The sequence below is a fragment of the Candidatus Zixiibacteriota bacterium genome, assembly GCA_026397505.1.
Taxonomy (GTDB): domain Bacteria; phylum Zixibacteria; class MSB-5A5; order GN15; family PGXB01; genus JAPLUR01.
Genome location: JAPLUR010000009.1, coordinates 1 through 22,889, shown reverse-complemented (window position 1 = coordinate 22,889; position 22,889 = coordinate 1). Strand labels below are relative to the sequence as shown.

General features: G+C 48.3%; 20 protein-coding genes. 7 read left to right on the top strand and 13 right to left on the bottom strand.

Going from position 1 to position 22,889, the window contains the following annotated elements; all coding sequences use genetic code 11:
- The 10 genes from NT002_00350 to NT002_00305 all read right to left on the bottom strand — a co-directional run.
- Positions 1–126: Hsp70 family protein (locus NT002_00350; protein ID MCX6827728.1), on the bottom strand; the 126-nt coding region annotated here is incomplete at its 3' end.
- 51 nt (positions 127–177) lie between these two features.
- Positions 178–780 carry a nucleotide exchange factor GrpE gene (grpE, locus tag NT002_00345; protein MCX6827727.1) on the bottom strand — a complete coding sequence of 201 codons (603 nt, stop codon included), beginning with the start codon at positions 778–780 and terminating at the stop codon, positions 178–180.
- Between the two features lie 19 nt (positions 781–799).
- Positions 800–1,831 carry a heat-inducible transcriptional repressor HrcA gene (gene hrcA / locus NT002_00340; protein MCX6827726.1) on the bottom strand — a complete coding sequence of 344 codons (1,032 nt, stop codon included), beginning with the start codon at positions 1,829–1,831 and terminating at the stop codon, positions 800–802.
- A 160-nt stretch (positions 1,832–1,991) separates the two neighbouring features.
- Entirely contained in the window at positions 1,992–2,312 is a 321-nt protein-coding gene (locus tag NT002_00335; GenBank protein MCX6827725.1) for a hypothetical protein, read from the bottom strand.
- A gap of 51 nt (positions 2,313–2,363) precedes the next feature.
- Positions 2,364–3,689 (bottom strand): DUF4384 domain-containing protein, encoded by a 1,326-nt coding sequence (locus tag NT002_00330; protein ID MCX6827724.1) that lies wholly within the window; start codon positions 3,687–3,689, stop codon positions 2,364–2,366.
- Between the two features lie 39 nt (positions 3,690–3,728).
- Positions 3,729–4,550, bottom strand: a complete 822-nt coding sequence (locus tag NT002_00325) for a hypothetical protein (protein MCX6827723.1) — start codon at positions 4,548–4,550, stop codon at positions 3,729–3,731.
- A gap of 156 nt (positions 4,551–4,706) precedes the next feature.
- On the bottom strand, positions 4,707–6,050 hold the full coding sequence (locus NT002_00320) for a sigma-54 dependent transcriptional regulator (protein MCX6827722.1): 1,344 nt from the start codon (positions 6,048–6,050) through the stop codon (positions 4,707–4,709).
- Between the two features lie 89 nt (positions 6,051–6,139).
- On the bottom strand, positions 6,140–6,778 hold the full coding sequence (locus tag NT002_00315) for an outer membrane beta-barrel protein (GenBank protein MCX6827721.1): 639 nt from the start codon (positions 6,776–6,778) through the stop codon (positions 6,140–6,142).
- Positions 6,779–7,037: 259 nt separating this feature from the next.
- Entirely contained in the window at positions 7,038–8,321 is a 1,284-nt protein-coding gene (locus NT002_00310; protein MCX6827720.1) for an NCS2 family permease, read from the bottom strand.
- A 114-nt stretch (positions 8,322–8,435) separates the two neighbouring features.
- The gene (locus tag NT002_00305; protein MCX6827719.1) at positions 8,436–9,707 is read right to left on the bottom strand and encodes a hypothetical protein; all 1,272 of its coding nucleotides are present in this window, start codon (positions 9,705–9,707) and stop codon (positions 8,436–8,438) included.
- A gap of 355 nt (positions 9,708–10,062) precedes the next feature.
- Between NT002_00305 and NT002_00300 the strand changes: the two genes are divergently transcribed.
- The 3 genes from NT002_00300 to NT002_00290 all read left to right on the top strand — a co-directional run bounded on the left by NT002_00300 (position 10,063) and on the right by NT002_00290 (position 13,028).
- Positions 10,063–10,515, top strand: a complete 453-nt coding sequence (locus tag NT002_00300; protein ID MCX6827718.1) for a hypothetical protein — start codon at positions 10,063–10,065, stop codon at positions 10,513–10,515.
- Positions 10,512–11,675: a hypothetical protein gene (locus NT002_00295; GenBank protein MCX6827717.1), complete on the top strand. Its 1,164-nt coding sequence runs from the start codon at positions 10,512–10,514 to the stop codon at positions 11,673–11,675. The genes NT002_00300 and NT002_00295 overlap by 4 nt, the downstream gene beginning before the upstream one ends.
- A gap of 63 nt (positions 11,676–11,738) precedes the next feature.
- A complete protein-coding gene (locus NT002_00290; GenBank protein MCX6827716.1) occupies positions 11,739–13,028 on the top strand; it encodes a dockerin type I repeat-containing protein in 1,290 nt (429 codons plus the stop codon).
- Between the two features lie 284 nt (positions 13,029–13,312).
- Here NT002_00290 and NT002_00285 read toward each other — a convergent pair whose 3' ends face one another.
- Positions 13,313–13,969 carry an outer membrane beta-barrel protein gene (locus tag NT002_00285; protein ID MCX6827715.1) on the bottom strand — a complete coding sequence of 219 codons (657 nt, stop codon included), beginning with the start codon at positions 13,967–13,969 and terminating at the stop codon, positions 13,313–13,315.
- 120 nt (positions 13,970–14,089) lie between these two features.
- A complete protein-coding gene (locus NT002_00280) occupies positions 14,090–14,512 on the bottom strand; it encodes a hypothetical protein (protein MCX6827714.1) in 423 nt (140 codons plus the stop codon).
- 279 nt (positions 14,513–14,791) lie between these two features.
- Between NT002_00280 and NT002_00275 the strand changes: the two genes are divergently transcribed.
- The 4 genes from NT002_00275 to vsr are packed head-to-tail and all read left to right on the top strand — an operon-like array spanning position 14,792 to position 19,611.
- Positions 14,792–15,772, top strand: coding sequence for a DNA cytosine methyltransferase (locus NT002_00275; protein MCX6827713.1), 981 nt, complete (start codon positions 14,792–14,794; stop codon positions 15,770–15,772).
- Entirely contained in the window at positions 15,772–17,892 is a 2,121-nt protein-coding gene (locus NT002_00270; GenBank protein ID MCX6827712.1) for an ATP-binding protein, read from the top strand. The genes NT002_00275 and NT002_00270 overlap by 1 nt, the downstream gene beginning before the upstream one ends.
- Before the next feature lie 6 nt (positions 17,893–17,898).
- Entirely contained in the window at positions 17,899–19,161 is a 1,263-nt protein-coding gene (locus NT002_00265; GenBank protein ID MCX6827711.1) for a hypothetical protein, read from the top strand.
- A gap of 9 nt (positions 19,162–19,170) precedes the next feature.
- The gene (vsr, locus tag NT002_00260; protein ID MCX6827710.1) at positions 19,171–19,611 is read left to right on the top strand and encodes a DNA mismatch endonuclease Vsr; all 441 of its coding nucleotides are present in this window, start codon (positions 19,171–19,173) and stop codon (positions 19,609–19,611) included.
- 197 nt (positions 19,612–19,808) lie between these two features.
- Here the strand turns inward: vsr and fusA are convergent, their stop codons facing one another.
- Entirely contained in the window at positions 19,809–21,887 is a 2,079-nt protein-coding gene (gene fusA, locus NT002_00255) for an elongation factor G (GenBank protein MCX6827709.1), read from the bottom strand.
- Positions 21,888–22,889 lie beyond the last annotated feature (1,002 nt).

The window sequence follows — 22,889 nt, the reverse complement described above, 5'->3', positions numbered from 1 at the left end:
GAAAGCCACCACCGAGGGGGTCGTCCGCCCCCCTTCCTGGTTGGGAATGACAACGGCATCGTTCCCTTCGAGAACGGCGACACACGAGTTGGTCGTTCCCAGATCGATTCCTATGACTTTTCCCATATCACTTCTCCTTCTATTTCAAAATATCCATCATCCGATTTAAAAGAAAGCCTATGCTTCGTTTTTTTCGTCCGCCGTCGCTCTACCTCTGCTCACCGCCACCCGGGCATGACGAATCACTTTTCCCTTGAGTTTATAACCGGCCGCCATCTCCATGGCCACCCTGCCCGAGGGGTACTCCTCCGACTCAATCTGCATCATGGCGTCATGATAATCGGGATCAAATTTCTTCCCCAGAGAAATTATCCGTTCCACTCCTTCTTTTTTCATAATCTCATCCAGATGCTGATAAATCAGTTCCATCCCCGATTGCAACGATTTGCAGTCGGCTGCCTGTTCCCCCGCCGCCCTGGCCCGATCAAAATCATCAACAATTTCCAGTACTCGGATAATCAACTCTTCATTGGCCCCCCTGATAATATCCTCAAACTGGCGGACCGTCCGCTTTTTATAATTGTCAAATTCCGCCGCCAGCCGCAAATAACGATCCTCAAGCTCTTTTATCTTCCCCTGATATTCCCTTTCAATATCCTCCGGGGTCTTCTCTGCCGAAACCGCCTCCGCCTCAGCGGTTTTCTGCACTCCCTCATCGGCATTCGGCGCGGAAACCGTTTTTTCTGTTAAATCACTATCTGTCGTTCTATCTTGATCCATTATCAGTTCTATCTCCTTCTTACAGATCCGAAAGCGCCTCGGTCAACGACTTGGCCGTGTATTCCACAATGGAAACCAGCTTGGAATAAGGCATTCGGGTCGGCCCGATAATCCCAATCGTCCCGGATACTCTCCCCACTTTATAGCGAGAAATCACCAGCGAGCAGTCCTGAATTTGATTGATTTCATTCTCGCTGCCGATGGTAATAACCAATCCCTCCGCCGGGGACTTCGATTCCACAAATTCAATCAGCGCTTTCTGCTCTTCCAGGAATTTAAAAAATTCCGTGATCTTGGATCGGTCGGCGAATTCCGGTTGGCTGATCAGCTTGTCCGTCCCCGTAAAATGTAATTTCTCGTCATTCTGTTCTCCCCAAATCACGGCCCGAGAGTCAATGAATAACTTCAACAGACGCGGTGAGCAATTCGTGTCAGCCAGCCGCTCGCTGATTGTTTTCCGAATATGCCCCAGCGTTAGCCCGGCCAGTCTTTCATTGAGAATGGCTTCCAGTTGACGCAGTTCCTCCAGTTCAACATCCGCTTCCAGTTCCATCAGAATCGATTTCGCCAGTCCGGATCTGACCGCCACAAGGACCAGTATTTTCCCCTCCGCGACCGGAATCAGATCTATCTTGGTCAGAATTCCCTCGTCAAACTTGGGCGATATCGTTATTCCCAACTGGTTGGTAATCTCACCCAGAATGCGGCTGGTCTGACTCAGAATGGCATCCAGCCCCTTGTTGCTGCTGTTGATCATCCCCTTTATCTGCGCCTTCTCTGCCTCCGTCAACGCTTCCGCCTTAAGCAACATATCAACAAAAACACGATACCCGCTGTCGGTCGGGACACGCCCTGCCGAAGTATGCGGCTGGCGAATTAATCCCAACTCCTCCAAATCCTGCATCGTGTTTCTTATGGTTGCAGGCGATAATCCCATCCGAAACTTATTGGCGATCACCCGGGAACCGACCGGATCGGCCGTCTGAATATAGTGATTCACCAGGTTCTGAAGAACACTCAACTCTCTTGCATTCAAGTTTTCAAAAGCCATATTACTTCTTTATTATACAAGGACTTAATCCCTTGGTTTGGCAATCTGCCATCAAGAGTGCTAAATAATCTACGCAATTCATCCTCTAAGTCAAGGAATAAATATGCAGTAATGCCCCAATATATTCAGTATGGATCAAAGCCGGAAACGGGTGGGGCGGTTATTTTTCCTCCGGCGGCGAAGCCTGTTTAGTCGTATCTCTTGGCTTCTCCGGCACCGTCTTCTCTTTCGGCTGCTCCACCCGGTCATCTATGCCATTATTGTTCCGGTCAATGAAATCATCAAAATCCTTCTGGCCGGCCTGCTCCTGCTTTCTCGGCTCCGGCGTCGCTTTGCGGGCGCTCTTACCGCTCTTCAATGATGCGCTGTCTTCTACCTTCTTTGGCGATTGCTTCGGGCCGCTCTTCTTCTCGACAGCCAGAGCGGCCGAACCCGAAACCAGGAATGCGCCCAGCGCTATTATTATGATGACTCTCTTCATATTGCTATCATTCCACATTTACATAAACCTGAGGATTTAGTCAATAGAAATCTATCGCCTCTTCTTCGAGCCGTCGTCACTGCTCTTCTTGGCGCCGCTATCGCTATTGCCTTCCTTCGGAGCCGACTTCTGCCCGGAGCTTACCTTGGCCTCAGCGCCCCCGGAATTACCCGATTGACGCTTTCCCCCCACCGAGCTTCCCTTTTCCGCCGGTTTGGGCGTACTCTGCTTCCCCTGCTTCTGGTAAGTATCGCGAGTGCTCTCGCTGCCCCGCTTGCCGGGACGAACCTGACTGTCCGTGGCTTCCGATTGCTTGGTCTTTTTGTGCAGATTATAGGAATCGGTCTGCTTCTTACCTTCCGGTTTGTCATAATAGCCAGGGTTACGGTTGGAATCGGTTCTGGTCTTCTTTCCGCTGGTGAAACCTAGTCCCGTCTTGGAAACCGGCTTATAGGTCTCTTTCACCCGAACTTCCTTCTGATACTCGGGATAGCCGTTCCCGGCTGGATCAAGATAACCGCGACGCTGCACCTCCCGATAGCGGGATTTTACACCCGGCTTGGTTCTGACAATATTCTCATCAATTATGACTGACTTGTACCTGACCACATTTATCCGGTCCTCCCAGCAATAGCCGTAATGGTCATAGATGGAGATATAATGGTAACCCCAGAAAATCCTCGGGATAAAGAGCGGCGCTACACCCCAGTAGATACCGTCGATATAAATGGTGGCGCCAAAGGGATAATCAATGTAAACCGAACCACTCAGGCTCCAGTCCGGGTAATCATAAATATGAACCGGATGGAAATAGTACTGGTGCCACTCCCGAACCCGAAAAGAGGTCATATCGGTGCTCCGGGGGCAATCGCCGTCGCAGTCAAAGTAAGAGGCGGCAATATAATCCATGAAATCATAGGGGTCGTCATCGCAAACCAAGTCCGAACCGCTGTACCAGTCGGGAATCCGCAGCGGCTCTCGGGAACCCACGATCCTGAGATATTCCGTCCCGGTAGGACCCTGCACCGTCAATTGATAGCTGTCGTACCGGTCGGGCAAGCGATATGTCTTCCCCCCCTGAATATGGCCCGGGTCGCCCGGCTCCGTGGGATAAAGAAGATTTACAGTTCCGCGGGTGTCTATGTTGTATATGGCCACAAAGCAGTCCCGGTTGGCCCGGAAGGAAATCGTGATATCATCTCCCTCATAATACTCATTGTCGTTGGTCCAGACTTCAACGTCGAGATAGCGATCCGGGCGGATTCGTCCGGTGTAATCAATATCTCGATCACGGCTGATGTTTTGCGCACCGGCGGAGACAGCCAGAGCCGTCACCATCACCAGCAGCGCTCCCCAAATCGATATGTTCCGTTTCATTTTCATCACCTCGTGTTTGGTTTGATCCTATATTTCAAACTACTTGATTATTCCCATTGTTATCGTTCGTCTCAGATAATTCTCATCGTGCTGCGGGCGGGCCAGTTCCGGATTCCCCGAGGCAATCTGATAACCCCAGTCAAATCTGACATTATAAGGCGCCGTCTGATTGGTCACCCTGAACTTGGCATAATGGTCATCCTTCGTCCAGATTACGTAGGTATGGCCGGTGATTATCTCGCTCCAGCCCACGTGCGACCACCCCGCCGTCGGGGCATAATCGATAACATCAAAATTCTCGGTGTACCCCATATCCTGGATATCCGTTTCCCCAGACGTTACATTGATATAGAAAACAGTGTCATAGATATTATATTCGATATAAATATCCGCGTTGATGTTGTTATACGGAACAACCGCATAATATGAAAAATCATACCCCGCTATCCCCGGATAAACATTGAAATCGGCCAGCAGAAGCCCCTGTCCCTCGGGACGAGGCGTGTCAAAAACAGTCTCATAGGAAAGGTCCGATTCGTTACCGCTCTTATCAACGGCCATAATTGCATAGTAATACTTGACCCCGTTTTCCACGTCGAGATCAGTATACGCTTCAGTAGTTGTCGTGCCGATTAAAATATAGGCATTATCGTTCGGGCTGCGGTATATTCGATACTCCTTCAGATCCGATTCTCTTACCGGCAGCCAAAACAAATAAACCGCCTGATCCCCGGTAATAGAATAAACTCCCTGTGGAGTCGCCGGGACATAGTCCACTTCCACATATTTCGTCGCTCGCTCTTCACAGCCGACAAAGACAAATCCCATCACCACTAAAATTACTAACGTTATCTTTTTCATTTCTGATACTCCTTTTTTCATTCTGACAGTCTCGACATCAAACCTCATGCCGAAAAACATAAAACCTTATATTTCAACATATTACACAAATTCAGGCCGCCCCGGACAGCTCTCATCGCACAAAAAATGTTCAGGGAATATGGTGGCCGCACCAATTCAGGATAACGGTGCGAGATTATACTCTTTTATTTTCATTCGCAGTGTATTACGATGTATGCCAAGAAGATCGGCCGATTTCCCGATATTCCAGTCATTCCGGTCCAGAGTCTTTCTTATATGCTCCCGCTCCATATCGGCCAGTTTCTCCGTAACCGCCATCGCCGAGGATTCGCTCTTCAGCCCCGGAATTTCCCTCAGACCGATGACCTCATCTCTGGCCAATACCACCGCCCGCTCGACCACATTCTGAAGCTCACGGACATTGCCGGGCCAACGATAGGCAATCAGCGCGGCCGCGGCCTCCGGAGAAAAACCGGTCGCCGTCTTCCCCAGCTTTCGCGAAAAATCATTCAGGAATTTCCCCGCCAGCAACAGAATGTCACCCGGCCTTTCCACCAGCGATGGCATATGGATGGTTATCACGTTGAGACGATAGTATAGGTCATCCCGGAATTTCCCCTCTTTGATCAGGTCGGCCAATTCCTTATTGGTGGCGGCAATCAGACGAACGTCCAGACTCACACTCTCCTCGCTGCCCAGGCGCTCAATTCGCCGTTCTTCGATTACCCGTAGAAGCTTGGCCTGCATGGTCAATGGCATATCCCCGATTTCATCCAAAAAGAGAGTCCCGCCGTCGGCCAGTTCGAATCGCCCCATTTTCCGTTTCTCGGCCCCGGTGAACGCCCCCCTTTCATATCCGAAAAGCTCCGATTCAAGAAGATTCTCCGGAATGGCAGCACAGTTGACTGCCACAAGGCGGCTCTCCTTGCGCGGCGATAAGGAATGCACCGCGCGGGCGGCCAGTTCCTTCCCCGTCCCCGAGGCGCCGGTGATAAGAACCGTTGTATCACCCGGAGCGGCCAGATGAATAAGCTCCAGAACACTCTTTATCGCCGCAGACTCGCCGATTATTTCCCCCGAGCCGAATCTTTCTTTGACCGTGTCATTGAGAATTTTGTGCTCAACGACCAACTGGTGCTGCTCGGCCGCTTTCTTCAGATTAAGAAGAAACTCCTCCAACTCCACCGGCTTCGTCTGATAATGGTACGCCCCCTGCTTCATCGCCGCAACCGCCGTCTCAACCGAGCCAAAAGCCGTTAATACAATTATCTGAATAAAGGGATTGGTCTCTTTGAGGCGGGCGATTAGCTCAATCCCGCTCATCCCCGGCATCTTCATATCCACTACCGCCAGCGGCGAGAAAAAAGTGGAATAAAGCTGCAACGCCTCCTCGCCCGATGAAGCCTGCTTGATTATAAATCCATTCTTTTCCAGATAACCGGCCAGCATCTGCCGTTGCGCGGCCTCATCATCGACCAGAAGGAGTTTAACCTGTCTCATTTCAGAGAAAATATCTTAATCTTCTTTATCTGCCAATAAAAAAACCCCTTCTAAAGTGAAGGGGTCTTCAAATTAATACTGGATTCTCATCACTTTTCAGGGCCAAAGAAAACCATTACGCCCACTTTGATATCCAGATATTTGAGATTATCTTTAAAATAATATTCCTTGCCGGCATGCTCGCCAGGATTATCTTTAAGATTCGCAAGATGATATCCGGCTTCGGCGAATATGCCACCATAATCTGAAGTGTAAAATAGGAACCCCGCATAAGCTCCGAATGCCAGGCCGCCGTCATAAGAAACCTCTCTCAGCCGGTTATTGGCCGGATCAACCCAGGTGGCAAATTTGGCAAAATCTAAGCCGGCGGATAATTTCACATAAGGTTCAAAATTGGATTCACCCACAAAGGCATATTTCGCATATGCACCCATATCATATTGCTTATAGTGAAGATTATAGAGCTTCATGGGGCTCTGAGTATAGTTGAAATAGGCTCCCAAACAAAACTTCTCATTAAAATACAGACCGCCGGAGCCGCCAAAATTAAGACCGGTCTTGGCGCCCAAAGAATCATTCCAAGTCTTCAGACTTCCGGTCGGAAGGGTTATTCCGCTGTGCGCCGTGAACTCAAAATTCCTCCAGTCGGCTTCTTCTTCCTGAGCGAAGGCGGTAATTGCAAAGGCGAGGACCAAAATAGACGTAAAAAGCAATCCTGTTTTTTTCATTATCTCTTCCTCGATATTTTATGACCCAATGTTTTCAGCGTATCAGTCAAATCGTTATATTCAAATGCGGGGTTGCTCAAAATATCTCCCTCGCACAGTCAAATTAAACGCCTAAATAATCATCTGACAGACGATTTGTCAACAGATTTGTAAAATTTATCTTTAGAGAATGATATGCCCCCTCTTCATAGGGCCCAAATTGCCCGAGGGCCGTTTATCCTTCACCCCGCCGATTTTATGATTCGAATAAGTCGATCGGCTATACAATAAAAAACAAGACGGAGAGCAAAGTAATCACCCACATGGCCGGCTTGATCTCCTTAAATTTCAGGGCGACTGCTTTCAATAGGGTGAAAGAGATGAATCCGAGAGCCAGACCGGTGCTGATACTGTAACTCAAGGCTATCATGACAATGATAATGAAGGCCGGAAAAGCTTCCTCAATAGTTGAAAAATTAATCCTGACCACCTCTTTCATCATAAATAGCCCCACCATGATCAGGGCCGGGCCGGTCGCAAAGGATGGCACCATGCCTATTACCGGAATGAAAATAAGCCCCGTCAGGAAAAGAAGCCCCGTCACTACCGATGTCAGACCGGTTCTTCCCCCCTGCTCAATTCCGGCTCCCGATTCAATATATGAGGTTGTCGTCGAAGTGCCAAAAACCGCCCCGAGCATAGTGGCAAAGGCATCGATTCCAAGCAAAAGGTCGATTTTCTTTATATTACCTTTTTCATCCACTATTCCCGCTTTATAGCTGCAGGCGACAATCGTCCCGATACTGTCGAACATATCCATGAACATCAGTGTGAATATCGTTCCCATCAGGCTCCCCTTAAGAGCGGCCATGATATCCAGCTTGAAGGCGATGGGAGAGATGTCAACATTGAAAGAGATGAGCGATTCGGGCAGTTTCACCAGGTCAAAGATAATCGCCAGAACAGTGCTGAACAGGATTCCGATAATAAGCGAACCTTTCATTCTTACATTCTCCAAGACTATCATGGCCAGAAGCCCCGCCAGCCCGATCAGCACCGGCGCCGTCAGCGAACCCGCCGAAACCAGCGTGCTTTCATTTTTGACCACAATGCCAATATTGACCAGCCCGATAAAAGTTATGAAAAGCCCTATCCCCACCGAAATGGCATAAATCAGCGACCTTGGGATCGCCTCCACCAGCCTCTTTCTGATACCCACCACCGTCAAAATGAAGAAAAAAACCCCCGATAAGAAAACGATCCCCAGCGCTGTCGGCCAGGCCACTTTATCCCCCATGACAATGGAGTAAGCGAAAAAGGCATTCAAACCCATCCCCGGCGCCATCGCCAGCGGAGCATTGGCCAGAACCCCGGTAATAATGGTTGAGAGAGCCGTTACAATACAGGTGACCGCGATAAGAGCATTCTTATCCATCCCGGTCACCGCGAGAATCTGGGGATTGGCAAACATAATATAAGCCATGGTCAGAAATGTGGTGACCCCGGCCAGAACTTCGGTCCTCATGGACCATTTCTTGTCGCTATCGAGGAAGTTTAGATTCATATTTCTCCTCCGCTTTACCAAGAAATATGATATTTAACAAGGAAATCAAACCAATATTATGGAGTTTTCTATCCTTGTGTCTGGCGGTCTCGGAAGCCGACAATCCCACCGGTTTCAATACCCGAAGCGCGGATTGACGATATTATTATAGATCGACCCGAATGAATAACTTATCCCAAGATTTGCCCAAAATTTGTAGCCGGTCTCAAGTTCTTGCTGCTGCAGGAGAACCTCATCTACACTGGCCTGCCTTTTTCTTAATGAAAGCTGGTCTCGGACGCGGGATGCCCAGCCCGAAACATTGAATGAGAAACCTTCAAACAACCGAAAACTCATCTCGCCATACAACTGCAGATTGTTCTTCTTGAAGTCATGTAGATAATTGTACCCCGTCATAGAAAGTTCAACCGAACCCCAGGGCCGTTTGAGTTCCAGCGTTATTTCGAGCATTTCCGAATTCAGCCATTCCGAGGTCTTGGAATAGATGGTCTCCTCCATGTAGTCGTAATAGAGGAGGCCGACATGATAGACAAATCTCAATTGACGATTGGTCGATTGATCATATGGAAAGAGGTTATATTCTATGGCAGGCGCCATATAAAATTCGCAGTCCACATTGCCGTAAGTATATGCCGAAATGCTGTTCGAAAATCCCAGCGACCAATGTCGCCCCTTACTCTTTATAAAGGAACCGCTTATTCCTTTGCTCCGGGAAATGCCAACGATGGTTTTTTCCCCCTCGTCATCGACGATTTTATACCGCTGCTCGTAATAATTCCCGTTGGCCGAAAGCCTTATTCGAGATTGCTCCGTAACCCTGCTTGCCGATATTGAGCCGTTGAAGTTATAGCTGTGAAACGATTCCTGTCCATTGATCCCTGAGCTGAGCGCGATTTTGAATACCCAGCAGTTCCATTTATCGATCACCGGAGCCGGTTTGCTCGGCGGCGTATAGACAACCGATAAATAGTCGGCCACGGGCGTTTTGGCGGCATAGCGCAGCAATCCCATCCTGATCACCCGAATCAATCCCTGCCGAACCATATCCTCTGAATCCGACTCCACCGAAACATATTTCAGCGTGTCGTGCATCTCCGAAAACCGCCCCTGTCCGATAAACTCAACGGTGAATTCATCCCCGCCGCCGCCGGTCCCCTGGGTGGTCACAAAGATATGAATGTCAGCCTCTCTGCGATCCCTTACAAAATTGACAAAAGTAATCTCGGTCCGAATATAATCCTCGCCGCATTGGCTGCAATCGACAAATACTCTCGGTGCCGCGCTCCTTACCGTATCGGGAACCGATATCTCTTGCGCCGAACTTCCCCCCGATGATAACAGCCAGAGGATACCGCATAAAATAAAATTGGCCGCCATTTTTCTCATAAAAATATCTCCTGTCGATTGACTCCGGTTGCCGGTCTTGACGAATTTCTTATAATGACATTTTCCATTTAAGCTCAGAGTTCTGTAACTCGATTTGGGCTGTTCAGCCTGCAAATCCAGCCCTTGACGCCGCAATGATTAAATATGCTAATTGTCCTACTCACCCGCAAGAGAAAAACCGATTCGGTCGCTGCGAAACGCCATTATCAGCTTGACTTGCGACAAAAATATGATATATTGAGTCGTCATTGCCATTGAATGACAATAGCTACTTAGACACGGTCTTATCAAGTACCCGCCGGCAGGCCGTTTGCCGAGGGAAAGATAAGCCCGGTAATTTGGAAAGGCAGCGAATATGAAAGCAGCGGCAAGGATTCTTGGGGCACTTTTCCTCATCCTTATGATCTCCTTCTTCCTCACTCCGGTTCCCGAAATTCTGGCACGGGATAAGACGGCAGAAACATTTGTCGATTATGATGGCGATGGATTTGATGACAACGCTCCCGGTGGCGATGGGATACCGACCAGCATGGAAAATCCGTCCAACGCAGAGAGTGCGACAGAAGCAGTTCCTGACGATTCGCCTTCAGCCGGAATGTTCGACCTGTCCGGCGGAAATGCAGCGGCCATCGATATCGAAATGTCTAATTCAAGCGCTTTCGGCTCCCGGCAATTTGTCGCCCGCTCCTTGACACAGAACCGCTGCAGCCTCGATTCCGATATTGGTTTCGGGTCGAGCGCCGGTATCGGTATCGGAGTTATGTCCGGTGGTATGGTCTGCTCGGGCGGAGTATGTCATCCGCGATGAAGCCTCGCAACTCTCTTATCGGCGGCCTGATGGCCTTAGTTCTGCTTTTTGCCCTGCCGGCGTCGAACGTCTCCGCTGACATAAAGATGGATTTTTCCGGCAGCAGCGGCTATACCAGTAACCTCCTCAGCGATTCCAGCAGGAATGAGGATTCTTTTTCTTCTACCAAAGTTTCCTTACGGGCTTATCCTCATTCTACGACAGAAATAAGCTTCAATAATGATTACACCTATTATTCGAAATTTTATAATCTGAGCAGTTTCATCGGCGGATTCGGCCTGCGGTTCATTCCCACGGGGAAAAAATCCCCATTATCCATCTTATTCAGCCTTAATTTCAGCGCCCGCGTCTATCGCGACAATTTTCTAAAATTTAACAATGATAATTATGATGCCCTCTTTTCGGCCGGATATAATTGGCGTGGCATCCTGTTTCGCTCCGGTGTTTCCTACAATTCCATGAAATATCATAACCCGGCCGTGCCCGATTCTCTCAGATCTGACAGCCTGGTCGTGTCAGACAAAAATACCTTCAAATTATTTGCCGGGACGAATTTCGCACTGTTAAATTCTATTAGCATCGATTTCGAGGGCGGTTATGCCTATATGGACTACACCCGCTTCCGTGACACCATAGGATATATTAACCCCTCTCATTTCAAACCGGTCGACTCTTTCATGACCGGCGACCGCCTTGAATCATACTATTTCTCCCCCCGTATCTCAGGCCAATTGGGTGCAAAAGTAGGCCTTAATGTGACCTACAACTATCGTAAATTCGCCAACAAAAAAGATAAGGTGGTCTACGGCCCTGGGACAGGATGGATTTCACCCTGGGCATTGCATTACGAGGGCCAATCTATTACGGCCAGTCTGAAAACCTACTATTTGCCGCATTCTATCATCAGCTCCGGCATCGGTTACTGGGACAAGACCTTTTTCAGATCCATAGATGAATTATTCGTCTGGCTGAAAGATGCCCATAAGAGACGTGATTTTCAGACCAGATTCTATTTATCGCTGCAAAGACCGATTCCCTTAAAATCCGGCACCATCGTCGAGCCATTCTTGCAGTTCGACTACTCTGACAATAAGTCTTCTTATAAATTGTATGATTACTCGTCTCTGTCGGTCTCAGCCGGACTGACTATTAAAATGTGATTTTTTGTTTTTTGGTCGACAAACTATTATTTATTAATGATTCTTTTTTTGAGGAGATGTGTTATGAGCAACAAGAGTGCTAACTTCATTCCGGCATTGTTTGTCTTTCTGGCAATGCTATTTACACTCTCCGTCTTCGCGGGGCCGGGCGCATATGTCTCGGCGGAGACGAAGGGCAATCCCAGCTATTCTGGACTCGTTAGAGTCTACGTAGTCGAACCGACATCCCGTTGGAACGCCAAAGACGGCCTGCCTTATCATTACGGCTGCCTTGATTTTATCGATATCCCCATTACGCTTCCCTATCAAGGCGTTTTTGACACGAGCTTCCATTGGAGTGGAAGCGGTCTTACTCAGAACAACATTATGATTATTGCTTCCATTTTTCACGGTGACACCACTAATTCTTATGTCGAAGCGACGGCGGCCGCCAAAGTTGACACGCAGTGGAACAACACCGTCAATCCGAACTTCACCCACTCGGTTCTGGTGGAGGAAGGAACCGGAACCTGGTGCGTCTATTGCCCCGATACCCGTAATGCCCTTGATGCCATCTATGAGGCCCATTTGTATCCCTTTTTCTATGTGGCCATGGTTGAGGATAAAGTTCTCAAGGTGCATAACCGTTTGATTGACGTTCTCCACCTGGGCGGTTACCCCACCTGTTTCTTTGACGGCGGTTATCGGATTTATGTTGGCGGCGACCCTTATCCGACTGAGTATCAGAATCGAATCATAGCCTCCGGGGCGCGCGATCCGCACCTTTTCGATTTCAGCGTCGCCCTCTCTTTCCTTGGAGGAGGACAGCTTGGGATAGATTTGCATGTCGTCAACAACGAGGTTATAAACACGGCGCCAACAACGCCTAGTGCGCCCACCGGCCCCTACAGCGCCGTCACCGGAAAATCATATAATTTCAAATGTGCCGGCACTGACCCTGATGAAAACACCCTTTCCTATCGTATGGTCTGGGCGGCCGGCGACACCTCCAGTTGGTATGGCCCCTATGACTCCGGCGATAGCGGCACTGTCCCTCATACCTTTTCCACTGGCGGAACTTACTTTATCAAAGCCCAGAGCAAAGACGAGTTCGGCGGCCTGAGCGGTTTCTCCGGCACCTATCAGGTGATTGTCCATTCCTTCGTGGCCGGCGATGCCAACGGCAGCGGCATAGTGAACATTCAGGATGTCACCACCGTAATCAACTTCCTCTACAAGGGCGGCCCGGCACCGATTCCGCCGCAGGCCGGCGATGCCAACGGCAGTGGAATCCTTAACATTCAGGACGTAACCTATCTTATCAACTTCCTGTACAAAGGCGGCCTTCCGCCCAACTACCCGCCCGGCTATTAAGAACAGTTTCATATATTTGCCGAAAGGCAGGCGCCCTCACCGCGCCTGCCTTTTTTGTCATGAAGCGAATCTCTGGATGCTGGATCAAGTCCAGCATGACATTGATTGGGCATTAGCGGAAGGAGAGCAGGTCTCATGGAATCAGCTTTTTTAGATGTCATTCTGGTGAAAGCCGGAATCCATATTGGCAATCCGGGCAAGTCAAGTTTTGGCAACTCCCTCGTTCCCCCCCCAACTGAATTAGATAGGAAAGGGTTCCTGACGACGCCGCAAATCGCAAGGAATTAGAATTTGAAACCTATTGTCAACGGCGCCACAGTCGGATTAACATTTTCAGCCATAATCATATGAAGACCGGCATCGATGAAAAAGGACGAACCCTTCTGACCAAGCATTTTCTCGACACCGATGCCAAGAATTATCGAGACATTCGTACTGCTGCCGACACCGGCCTGCCACACGGTCTGAGGGCCGGGACTGTCGAAAGTCACCTTGATCTCATCGGCGCCTGCGATTGTAATTCCGAAACCGCCTTTTATGTAGGGAAAGAATCGTGCCCCTTCTTTCTTGAGGCTTCCCTTACCTAAAACCGCGAAGCTTCCGGCTGTCATCTTCCCTTCGCTAACTTCAATATTCGTGGCATTGGGCCATTCACCGGGGTCAGTCCACCAGTCCTTGATCATTCCTGCTGCCGGGCTGAATAATTTCAGGTCAAGTAAGGCGACCAGCGACCAATTGGGCGATACCGGGTATTCGAGGCCGACACCGAAACCATAGCCCCTATTGTAGTAGTCAGTGAAATCCTCGGGAGCGATGGCGAAAGCGAGCTCTCCCGTCGCAAAGAAATTATAAGTCTTTTGGCTTTGCGCTGTCGCTTGACCGGCGCCGACGGCGATAACACAAACCGTCAACGCTGCGATCAACAAGCTTGCACGTTTCATGGCAAAAGTCCTCCATACATTGGGTTGGGTTAGGTGTCGGGTCAAGAGTGTCATAAATCATCCAACGATTATAAAACGCCCCAACGGACTGCGCAAGTATTATTATTGCTACCGATCCCATCATCCCAGATAAGTTGTGCAGGCCAGGAGCCCGCCGTGGCGGGGGCGGGTTTGCAAGCGTAATTGATTGTGCCACAAAAGATGGGGTTTGGCGACATAGAAACGAACCCTTCTTAAAAACGGCCAAGCATATGTCCGGCATAGATTTGACAAATTTGGCTTTGTTTTCAGAATTTTTTGGGCTTTGGAAACAATGAGCAAATTGGGTGCAACCCGCCTGTATGGCAACAACTTAAGTGCAACAGGGGGCATGCGGCAAAATGGGTTCGTTTCCCCGTTTTTAAAGGATTCCTTTTTTCTCCCTGGTTGATTGGGGGCTGTGGCCCAGTTGGAGGAGGCGGCTATTCTCCGGCCGGTTCTGGGGCCGGTGGATTCTTGGGCGTTGGCACGGTTGGCGAGGATTTGTTTTTCGGCAGCAGACATATTTTAATTCTCCTACAAGTGGGGTACGGTTCCAAATCACCATTGATGTTGTAGTGATTTTGCAGGATGCTTCCCTCACCCCTGACCCCTCTCCCGGCGGGAGAGGGGTTTATGGGGCAAATGGATGGAAATCGAAGCAGTTCAGGCTTGTCAAGATTCCCACCCGTTGGGTGGGTTACCAGTTTATTCGGCACGTGGGAAACCTGCAATACTTTTCGTATTGATTTATGGAAATGATCCAGTTATAATATGTGATAATCAATAGTTAGAGAAATGCATATGAGGAAGCCAAAGACGATTGATCTGTTTTGCGGAGGAGGTGGAAGCAGTTGGGGCGCGGTGAAGGCTGGGGCTAAGATCGTAGCCGCCTTCGACAAATGGGACGTCGCGGTAAGTACATACAAGGACAACTTCCCTGGCGTGAAGTTGTACTCTGGTGATCTGACAGATTTCGATCCGCATGACTTGAAAGAGGAGTTGGGAAAAATTGATCTCATTCTTGCCTCGCCCGAATGCACCAACCATAGCCCGGCCAAAGGCAATTCACCACGTTGTGAAATAAGTCGCGAAACATCATTTCACGTGATCCGGTTTGCGGAAGCTCTTCATCCCCGATGGATTGTTATCGAGAATGTCGTGAGCATGCGGAAATGGGCCCGGTATCATGAATTCCTGGAAAGATTGAAAAGTCTTGGATATCATTGTCGAGAGCAAATTTTGAATGCCGCTGACTTTGCAGTACCACAAACGCGACGACGCCTGTTCATTCTTTGCGACCGTGAGATAATGCCGCGTGCCGTCCCGCAGAAGCAGCAGCCTGTTAAAGGGGCCAACACAATAGTCAGCTCCAATGGCGCTTATCCATTTCGACTTTTGCGTTCGGATCATCGCGCACCGGCCACGTTAGAACGCGCTGAACGAGCCATCGCCGCAATCGGTGCTCGAACGCCATTTCTTATCGTCTATTATGGTTCCGATCACGCTGGCGGCTGGCAACCCATTACACGTCCACTCAGGACAATTACTACGTTAGATCGTTTCGCCTATGTGAAACCCACTGCCGATGGCCATGTGATGCGTATGCTGCAACCTGAGGAGCTTAAGCTCGCAATGGGCTGGCCTAAATGCTTCCGAATTAAGCAAGGAACGCGTCGGGACAAGATTAAGGTCATTGGTAACGCCGTCAGCCCCAAAGTCATGGCAGTGATTATAAAGACATTGCTGAATGGCAGGAAACAAGATGCCAGGGAGAAGGCCTGATGATTGAGAATACAAAAGGCGACATGCCCAAGATGCGTACTCGGGCGAGAATCATAAATCAGCTTGGGCAGCAGCTAATAAAAAGTGAGTCTATAGCTCTTCTTGAACTGGTAAAGAACTCTTATGACGCTGACGCCACCAAATGCACGATAGATATGTATTCCCCTGATTTACCAGAAAAGGGGAAAATCGTAGTCAAGGATAATGGCGAAGGTATGGATTACGAGACTCTTTCAACAGCATGGCTCGAGATTGGCACAAGCTACAAAGAGGACTTGCTTTCAAATACCGCCACTGCGCGAAGTCCGAAATACAAACGCCGTCGATTGGGAGAAAAAGGTATCGGCCGTTTTGGCGTGCATCGTCTTGGTACCCTTATTGAAATAGTCTCCAGGAAGAAAGCATCGAAAGAATGTATTCTTAAAATTGACTGGAGCACCATCAAAAAGAGCAAGTATGTCGAAGAAATTCCTATCGAAATTTCTCAAAGGGAGCCGATACTGTTTAAGCAAGGGTCTGGCACATGCATCACAATTCGAGACCTTCTTGTGCCATGGTCCCGACGCATGACTCGCGACTGCGCCAGAGCAATTACGGCGCTCAATTCACCATTTGACCAGGAGGAGTCTTTCAGGGCAGCATTTAACCTCCACGAATTAGATTGGCTTGAAGGAATTGTTAAATTCGAGGATATAGAGGAATACAAGCTATTCTCTTTCGATGTTACGATACGTGGCAATGACATAACAGATTTTAAGTATGCATTCACGCCATGGAAAACAATGAAGAAATTGGCATCTCGTGTAGTAACTATTAAGGACAAAGAAATTAGCAAGTTGACGAGAATGGTATACGGTGACGAAGATCGAAAGGAAAAGGACATTAATCTAGACAATTACAAAATAGGAACGATAGTATTTAAGGGAATAATTTTCGACAGAGATGCCAGGGTTTTGAATTTGGGCGTGCAGGATAAGAAGGGTCTTAAGGAGTATCTTGACCAGAATGGCGGAGTGCGCGTGTTTAGAGACAATATTCGCGTCCTTGATTATGGTGAGCCAGGAAACGATTGGCTTGATTTGAGTGGCCGGAGAATAAACATACCAACTAGGCGAATCAGCAATAATATTATTATTGCAGCTATATATTTTGATCGCTCGCAAAGCAATGACCTGATAGAAAAGGCAAATCGAGAAGGGTTTTTGGAAAATGATGCCTTCCTGGAAGTAGTGAGGGCCATACGGTTTGTAATTGACCGTATTGAGGCGGTCAGAATGAGAGACAAAGGACTGTTGAGACTGCATTATGGGGCGCAAAAGGTATCGGAACCAGTTCGGGGCACTATCACTGAGCTGAAAGCCGTCGTAATAAAATCAATAGCAAATAAATCTGAGCTTTTGAAAATCACTCAGTATCTTGACCGGATTGAGTCAGAATATGATTCTATTGTGGATACTCTTATGCGTAGTGCGGGCGCTGGCCTTAATCTAGTCATCGTAATCCATCAGATTGAGAAAGTTATTAAGGAGATACGTGGCATGCTTCAACATCATGCATCGCCGGACCTTATTGAGGAACGGGTCAAGTCACTTGCTGGGCTGGTCGAAGGATACAGTATTTTAATTAAGAGGTCTGACAAAAAGGTAAGGAACCTTAAAGGTTTGGTTGAGCAGGGTGTTTTCAACACTAGTTTTCGTTTTGAAGCGCATAATATAAAATTGGACGCGGCCTTTAGGAATAAATCCCGGAACCTTGATGCTGTGCTTTCAACCAACCACGCACTCAACGCTTTGATGAATGTGATTGACAACTCAATCTGGTGGCTTGGTTACTCAAGGCCAAAAGAACCAACGATTTATATAGATATCTCGGGCGAATTAGAGGGTTACGTGAGCATCGTGATCGCCGATAATGGCCCCGGCTTCACATTACCTACCTCCGAGATCATTAAGCCTTGGGTGACTAATAAACCCGGTGGTAGTGGTATCGGGCTTCATCTCACTGACCAGATTATGCAATCGCTCGGTGGCGCGCTTTTGTTCCCTGATCCAGGCGATTATAGTGTTCCAAAGAAATACTGGAAGGGCGCAATCACAGTACTTGCATTCAGGAAGGGATAACCCCAAATGAATTTATCTGATAGTGGAAGAATCGTTATTGTTGACGATGATTATTCTGAAATGGAGCCTCTTCTACAAGCTCTTGGCCGGATCTCAATATCATACGCACATTATGACGGAAGTGTTCGCAATTTACCGAGTAGCCCAATCGGGGGGATTCGGTTTGTATTTCTCGACATTGTTCTGGAAGGGATGACTGGACTCGACGACAAAAACAAGGCCTCTGCTCTTGTAGGAATTCTTAAGAAGATAATAGCCAAAGATAATGGTCCGTATGTCATCATATTCTGGACTCAACATAAGGAAATAATTGATCTTGTACTTCAAAACTGCAAATCCGCAGATATAGAACCGGTTGCTTCGGTTGATCTTGACAAGAAGAATTGCTTGAAAAATGCTGACCCGATTAGCAAAATCACTAGGGCGCTGCATATTGAGCTTGCCACAATTGGGGCGTTCCGCTTGTATGTAGAATGGGAGAATCTTGTCAACCAGTCGAGTAAGAAATTCATAGCAGATCTTGCTTCGATCATTCCTTTAGACGCAAATTGGTCTAATGCTACTGAGTCGATGTTTTACTGTTTTTACAAGTCCTTTGTGGATAAGGCTGAAATCAAGAATAAGCACAATCGATTCAAGTGCGCATGCCATATCATGAATAGAAGTTATTTCGATACCCTTGAAAAGCTGACTGATAGTGCGCTGACTCCCCCCAAAAAATTTAGCCTAACCGAAAGGGGAACAATCTTACCCGAGCTAAAGGCCAAACTTAATTCATCTCTACACCTAAGGCAGGAGCCACTCCAAAAGGTTGCTTCGGGAAATGTTTTTATTATGAAGAATAAAGAATTACATAATATCCTTAAGAAGGGTATTTTCAGGGAAGGCAAAACACCGGAAAGTACGACTCTTTGTGGAATAGTCATTACCCCTCAATGTGACCTTGCTCAGAACAAGACGTTGCCCGGACCCGGTAAGGGACCAATTCTTCACAGACTCTTATATGGTTTACTCTTCGACGCGCCTCAGGATATTAAGCAGTTTGAAATCAAATCAGTCAGGCGTGGTGAGTCTGTATACTATCTTGGCCCAATTTGGCATAAGCGATCTTCTCTGCTTCTTCTGATTGATTTTGCCACAATGTCATACTTGTCCGAGAGCAAAATCCGCTCAAAGGCACTCTTTGCACTCCGGACGGACACGCTGTTCGATCTCCAGTCCAAGGCGGCCAATCATATTAACAGGCTGGGCGGCCTGTCAATCGAATAGAATTCTACAATGGACGTCCACTCTCCAAAGATTCGAAGCTTCAACATGTCTCGAATCCGGGGAGGCCACACCAAACCGGAAATCTTTCTTCGTAGGTTGTTGTGGCACTGCGGCTACCGGTACAGACTTCATCGTAAAGATTTACCAGGGACGCCTGATATTGTTTTCCCCAGCAGAAAAAAGGTAATCCTTGTACATGGCTGTTTCTGGCATAAGCACAACTGCCGCTTTTTCAAATGGCCGCAAACTAATCCAGTTTTTTGGAAGAAGAAGATTCAAGAAAATTGCCGCAGAGACCGGAAGGCGTACGCGAAGCTGAGTAGATCAGGGTGGCATTACAACGTAGTCTGGGAATGTCAACTCAAAGGCGATAGATTACACCGCACGCTTTCAAAGATTACCGATTTTCTTGAACCGACAACTCCCCCACCAAAAGGCAATTTCTTATAACGTCATCCTCTTAGCTTCACTCTCAACCCCGCTATCCTCTTGCCATTCAACCGCCATCCCTCAAAATCACTACAACTTCGATGGTGATTTATGCCCAGGGCCTTTTGTGGAAGAAGTATCCCTGCCGTCAAAAATAAAAAAGGCCGCCCTCCACGCCAAAAGCGGGAGGACGGCCTCAATATCGGAATAATATCTCTCTATTCCTCTTTTGACTTCTTGATCTCCTCGATCACTTTGGGCATGATTTCCCGCGGGACTTCCTCAGACTGAGAGAATTTCCGCGAAAACACCCCCTGCCCCGAGGTCATCGAACGAAGGTCGACCGAGTAATTATACAACTCCGGCTGCGGCACAATGGCGCGAATCCGCTGGTAACGCCCTTCCGGGTCCATCCCCATAATCCGTCCCCGGCGGCCGGAAAGATTCCCCATGATATCGCCGGTGTAATCATCGGGCACCAGCACCTCGATAATATCGATCGGCTCGAGAAGAACCGGACTGCATTTCAGGAACCCTTCCTTGAACGCCATCGAGGCGGCGATCTTGAAGGCCATATCGGAAGAATCAACCTCGTGATAGGAACCGTAATAAACCGCGACAATAATATCGACCACCGGCGAACCGGAAAGTCCGCCCTCCTGCAACGCTTCTATGACACCCTTTTCCACCGAGGGGATAAATTTGCCGGGGATCACGCCGCCGGAAATGTCATTGATGAATTCAAAACCGGAGCCCCGTTTGTTCGGCTCAAGCCGCAGATAAACGTCGCCATACTGACCCCGTCCCCCCGACTGCTTTTTATACTTATGCTGAAGTTCGGTCTTCCCTTTGATCGTCTCGCGATAAGGAATTCTCGGTTTGAAGAGGTCAACATCCACCCCGAATTTCCTTTTCAGCTTTTCGGTTATGATTTCCGTATGGGTGGAACCCTGGCTGAAAAGAACGGTCTGCCGGAGCGCCGGATCGATGACGATTTGGAAAGTGGGATCTTCATCCCGAAGTTTCTGCAGCCCCATTCCCAGCTTTTCTTCATCCCCTTTGGCGCGCGGTTTGACGCCGGTATCCATGACCGGCTCGGGAAATTCGACTTTCGGGATAATCAGCCGCTGATCTTTCTCTCCGAGCGTATCGCCCATTTTGGTCGATTTAAGCTTCACCAGGGCGGCAATATCGCCCGCCACCGCCGCTTCCACCTCGCTTCTTTCCTTGCCGCTAATAGAATAAATCTGCCCCAGCCGTTCGGAGCTATCCTGATTATGGTTAATCAAATCCATCCCCTGGCTGATCTTTCCGGAGATCACTTTAAACAGCGAAATCTCGCCGATATGCGCCTCGGCCAGAGATTTGAAAATATAGGCCAGCGACTTGCCGTTGGCATCGACATTCACCCCGACCACCTCGCTCTTGCCCGGAACCATCAGATTGATCGGAGAGACCGCCTTGGGCGAAGGGAAAAAATCAACTATAAAATCGAGCAACAGATGCACCCCGGAATTGCGATCCGCCGATCCGAACAGAATCGGGAAAATCATTTTCTTGAGGATGGCTTTTTTCAGCCCCTCCAGAATCTCTGCCGGGGAAAGCTCCCCTTTATCGAAAAATTTCTCCAGCAGGGCATCGTCGGCCTCGGCCACCGCTTCCACCATTCGCTGCCGGGCCTCATCGGCGGCTCCTTTAAGATTGCCCGGAATCTCACACTCGGTCGGCGTCCCTTTGGGGTCAAAGGTATACCCTTTCATCTTCACCAGGTCGATTACGCCCTTATATTCCAACCCCTCCCCGAGCGGCAACTGCACCGGGACACTTTTCACGCCATATCGTTCCTGAAGCTGCTTCACCACCTCCGCCGTCTTGACATGTTCCTTTTCAACCTTGTTGATGAAGAAAACACGGGGTAGATTATACTTTTCTACATATTTATAATGAATCTCGGTTCCCACTTCTATTCCAGCGCCGGCATTAAGAACAACAACAGCTGTCTCGGCCACATTAAGCCCCACAATCAGCTCGCCTATGAAATCGGGGTGCCCGGGAAGGTCCAGGAGGTTGATTTTCTGGTTTTTCCAGGGGCAGGTAAGAATCGACAGCCCGATTGACGTTTTCCGATTCATCTCGGCATCGGTGAAATCGGAAAGCGAGGTCCCCTCATCCACCTTTCCCTGACGATTGGTTATTCCGGCGGAAAAAGCGATAGCATCGGCCAAGCTGGTCTTTCCGCAACCGCGCTGGCCTATCAGAGCGATGTTTCTTATTTGTTCGGTGTCATAGACCTTCACCAGAACTTCCTCCTTATGGTCAATTCAATTCTATCACAGAATATTTAGTATAACCCCTCTGGCTTAGCTTGTCAATTTCTTTATTGGTTTATTCCCCATTTTCGACTTCGCAAATTGCATACGTTTTCTCCACCGCCCAAGAATTACTGGCCCGGAAATCAAGGTGGCCATCGGCAGTCTCGACGCCATCCCCAACTTTCACTTTGAGGCAATACCCGCAATGATATTCAAAACACCCGAAACAGGTTCTAAATCGTTTCCAGAATATTTCTCGAATTCATCAATTGCTGCTTGCCTCTGGCGAATTTGGAATAACAATCTCAAATATTCAGCTTCTTTGACGCCAGCGGTTCGTCATATCTGATCAAAAAAAAACCTCTGCATAAATTCATCGCCACAGAAATAATTCAGCCGCGATTCATTTCAGGATCAATTTATGAACGGCGTTTGTTCTTTTCCGTTTTTCTTTGTGACCATATTCACATGTTTGATATTTATTAAGTTTCGCTTGGTCGTATTGGTTTTTGTTTGTTTGCACCATTTTTCACAATCTCGGTGATTTGGTGGGTTTGGACAGGTCGGCTATTTATGCTCAGCTTGTGACAGGATTCACAAGGCCGAAGATGTTGACTTTCTCCTTTGGGGGTGGTTGTTGAGGAGCTGCCGGGGGATCTTGGCGAGACTTCGGAAGAGGGGCCTTTGGCCTAATTGATCCGGTCGGCGATGATTTGGGAAGGCTGGTTTTATCGATTTTTTGGTTGAAGGTGGGAGTTTAGGATCAGGTTGCCCGGGTGGGGATAATGGGTTAATGCCGGCTGATATTATTACTATTATCATTAGTATTTTGGTATTTTTGTTAAATTTTGCTTGACAGGCTGGAATTATTGGTTATTATGGAGGTGTCCAGGGAATAGTTGTGTTGAGAAGCACTTCTGTTAAGAGACTCAAGCACGTTAGCAATATTGTGGTTGACATGATGTTGCGGAAGAAAAAGCTTTTATT